The 662-nt window shown below is 48.2% G+C and carries 1 protein-coding gene; it reads left to right on the forward strand.

Annotated elements, in window-relative coordinates; all coding sequences use genetic code 11:
• A partial coding sequence (gene glpG / locus R7R24_RS27500) for a rhomboid family intramembrane serine protease GlpG (protein ID WP_318120239.1) occupies positions 1-662 on the forward strand: 662 nt, incomplete at both ends.

Here is a 662-nt window from a genome sequence, read left to right on the forward strand (position 1 = left end):
ATTGAGATGATGCCCGAAGGTGAAGGACAATTTGCACTTTGGCTTACGGACAGCCAGCATGAAGTTGAGGCAGAGGCCGAACTGAAGCAATTTTTGGCGAATCCATCCGCTAGCAAATACAGCGCCGCTTCCTGGGACGTTGCCGATACTCGTAAGAGCCAATTTCATTACGCTAGCCCAAGTATCATGGGAATGATCAAAGCCAAAGCCGGTCCAGTGACCTTATTGATCATGACCGTATGCGCCGTGATTTATGGTTTGCAGATGTTAGGCTTTGGAAATGGGGTATTTGCTCTGTTGCACTTTCCCGCGTTTGAAGGCCAGCAATGGCAATTGTGGCGTTGGGTGAGTCATGCATTGCTGCATTTCTCGGTAACACACATCATCTTTAACTTGTTGTGGTGGTGGCAACTTGGTGGCGATATTGAACGTCGACTTGGTTCTGGCAAGTTACTGCAAATCTTTGTGGTATCTGCGGCACTCTCTGGTGCTGGCCAGTTCTATGTTGAAGGTGCGAACTTCGGCGGGTTATCTGGTGTTGTGTACGCGCTACTCGGCTATTTGTGGGTTTTGGGTTACCGTTTACCTCATTTAGGTTTAACGCTGCCGAAATCCATCATTGGTTTTATGTTGGTGTGGTTGGTACTTGGTTTTGTGCAACC

This window comes from Vibrio sp. 704 (assembly GCF_033339295.1).